The organism is Protofrankia coriariae, assembly GCF_001017755.1.
Lineage (GTDB): Bacteria > Actinomycetota > Actinomycetes > Frankiales > Frankiaceae > Protofrankia > Protofrankia coriariae.
Genome location: NZ_JWIO01000056.1, coordinates 21623 through 24434, shown reverse-complemented (window position 1 = coordinate 24434; position 2812 = coordinate 21623). Strand labels below are relative to the sequence as shown.

The following is a 2812-nucleotide window of genomic DNA, read 5'->3' as shown; positions in this document are numbered from 1 at the left end:
TCCACTTTCGACACAGGCCCTAATGGCCCTGTCCGGCGCTGGATGCTCGAGCGGCGCCCACCAGCGATGATCAACAGGTCTCCCGTCGCCGCTGGGGGTTCGCGGGAGCGTCAGCCATTCCGCGTGGGCTCTTTTCCCTGGCAGGCGGCGCGGCTGGTGCACGGGATCAGACAAGAAGATCGCGTACTGACACCGGGACCAGGCCTGCCGTACGCAGGTTCGTGACGATGCGGGCAAACGCGGTGACGGTTCCCGGGTAGCCGAAGTGCATGCTCACAATCGAGCCGGGCCGGACGCCGGCGCGCACCCGCGCGACGACGGCGTCGGCTCCAGGGGATGTGTAGTCAAGCGGGTCGACGTCGAAGTCCACGACCGTCCGGTAACCCGCGGCACCGGCCTCGGCGAGGATCAATGGGGTGGCGGTGGAGGTGCCTGAGGGCCGGAAATAGCGGCCCTGGGCCGGAGCCAGCCGGGCCAGGACGTCGCGGCATCCGATGATTTCCGCCGCCACCAGGTCGGCTGGCAACGCCGTCAGTACCGGGTGGGAGTACGTGTGGTTCGCCAGTTCGTTGCCAGCGGCCAGGATGACGGGGACAAGATCACGATGTTCGTCCAGCCACTGTCCGACCGCGAACACGGTAATCGAAACCAAGAGTTCGGCCGCCTCGGTGAGCAGCCGATGCGCCAGGGAGAGATCCTGGTCCGCCTCGTGCGGGCCGAGGTGGAAGGTGAGCGCCACCTGCGGACGGTCCCGCGGTCCGTGGGCGACCGCTGCCGCGGCCCCTCCCGGCATCAGCCCAGGTCCGGGAGAGGCCGCGGTGGTTGCCGCCTCTGAACTGCCGGGGCGGGCCGCGGCGGCAGACAGCCCCGCCGACGCCGACGCGGGTGGGTTCGACCCACCGGTGGCGCAGGCCGCCAGCCCGGCGGCCGTGACCACCGTGCCAGCGGCGGACAAGAACTGGCGACGCGATGATCGCCCATCGGCGCTCTCAGGCATGCGGATCCGATCCGGACGCTGGGGGAGGTTCGAGTGTGGGGCCGGGCCGCGCTCAGGATATCGGCAGAAAAGCTTATGATAAAAACCGTCACCATGACGTCGATCAGCAAACGATCCGGTGAAGCAATCAGGACAAGTTCTGGGCCCCGACGCCGCGGCACAACGGGCGAATCAAGGTGAACAGGATTTGTCCGCACCTCCGACGGCTCGGCCGCTGGGGTGTGTCTGATGGATACTGGTCGGTGTGGGCGTCGCCCGCGCGATCGAACATCCGTCAGGCACGCCCTAATCGACCTTCACCTGGCTGAACCACGACCGAGCCTGCTGGGGAAGGCCCGGAGCGTTCACATCATCGTTGCTGGTGCCTCCACCGCCGACGACAGCGCTCTCGACAGTCTCGACAGCGCCGCGTTGGATGCCGCCGCGCGTCACCATCAGATAGCCGACCAGTACGACGATCACGATGAGGGCGGCGAGGGCGGCGAGGGCGACCAAGCCGTCACCGAGACCGACGCCGGACCTTCCGGCCGGCTTGCCGAGCCAGTCGGCGAACGAGGCGCCCAGTGGCCGGGTCACGACATAGGCGGACCAGAAGGCGACGACCTCGCCCAGGCCGAACCGCCACCAGGCGACCGCTGGCACCAGGATGACCGCTGTGAACAGGATGGCCGAGGGCAGGTAGCCGAAGTGCAACGAGTCCGCGGTGAGATCGCCCATCGCGGTGCCCAGCGCGAACGTCGCGAGCACGGTCAGCCAGTAGTAGGTCTCCCGGCGGCAGGTCACGATACTGTGGATCGACAGCGTTCCTTCACGCCGATGCCATGCGTAAAAGACGGTCGCGAGGACCACGATGTAAAAGACCGTCGAACCGATGTGGCCGATGGGTGGTCCGTCGGCGGCCATGGTGCCGAACACCGCGACCATCATCACCGCAAACCAGTAGACGGGAGCGGAGTAACTCCGGGCCCGGAACTGCAACCAGAGCGCGAGTGCGAGGCCGAGGATGCCGACCGCGCCCGCAAGCACCAGGCTGAGGTGCGCGAGATAGTCCGATGTCGCCTCGCCCATGCCCGTTGTCAGAATTTTGACGACCCAGAACAGCGCCGTGATCTCCGGGACCTTGGGGGCGACGGGCTCCCGACCGTGGGTCCGGCTGTGCGAGGAAGAAGGCATCGGTGTCTTTCCGGGGCGGCGACAGGGACGTTTCAGCGCTGCCGCAATACACCACACCATTCATGTGACGGACGTGTGAGCGCGTGCCATGGCTCGAACGTCCGTGACCGTCCACCACCGTCGCGAAACCAGCCCCCGGGTGCGGAAGTTGAGCGGCACCGCGATGGGCCGAGCCGGTTGGTGACCAGCACGGTCTCAAGGAACTCGGGGCGGTTGCCCATGACGATGGCGACCCGGTCGCCAAAGCCGATGCCGCGGCGTGCGAACGCGTCGGCGAGTGCGTGGACGCGCTCGCGTAACTGCGCCCAGGTGGTCGTCGTCCCGTCGAACCGCAGTGCGGCCTTCTCGGGGATGGCGTCGGCGTGCCGCTCGAGGTGGTTGTTCCAGTGCGGCCGGCGGGAGATGTGGGGCTGGCTGATCCGGCTGCCGGGTTGGGTGCTGGTTGACGTGGGTGATGACGACATGGGTCGCCTTTCGGGTGTGGCGGCGAGGATGGCCCGTACACCGGCCGGGCAGGGCCGAGAGCGCGGGATGCGGAAAACGACCCGGACAGCCGGGTCGGCCACGGCCACCGGGCGGCGACACTCGACAGCCATGGCGAACTGGCGGGCCGGCCCGCTGGTGGAGCTCGGCGGGCCGGCC

General features: G+C 68.2%; 3 protein-coding genes. All 3 read right to left on the bottom strand.

From position 1 onward, the window contains the following. Window positions 1–166: 166 nt before the first annotated feature. Window positions 167–793, bottom strand: a complete 627-nt coding sequence (locus FrCorBMG51_RS22200) for a polysaccharide deacetylase family protein (RefSeq protein WP_083730977.1) — start codon at window positions 791–793, stop codon at window positions 167–169. Between the two features lie 489 nt (window positions 794–1282). Continuing rightward, window positions 1283–2170: a COG4705 family protein gene (locus tag FrCorBMG51_RS22195; protein ID WP_047224954.1), complete on the bottom strand. Its 888-nt coding sequence runs from the start codon at window positions 2168–2170 to the stop codon at window positions 1283–1285. A gap of 32 nt (window positions 2171–2202) precedes the next feature. Continuing rightward, window positions 2203–2812, bottom strand: a 610-nt coding sequence (locus FrCorBMG51_RS35140) for an AMP-binding protein (RefSeq protein WP_275452061.1), incomplete at its 5' end; no start/stop codon positions are given.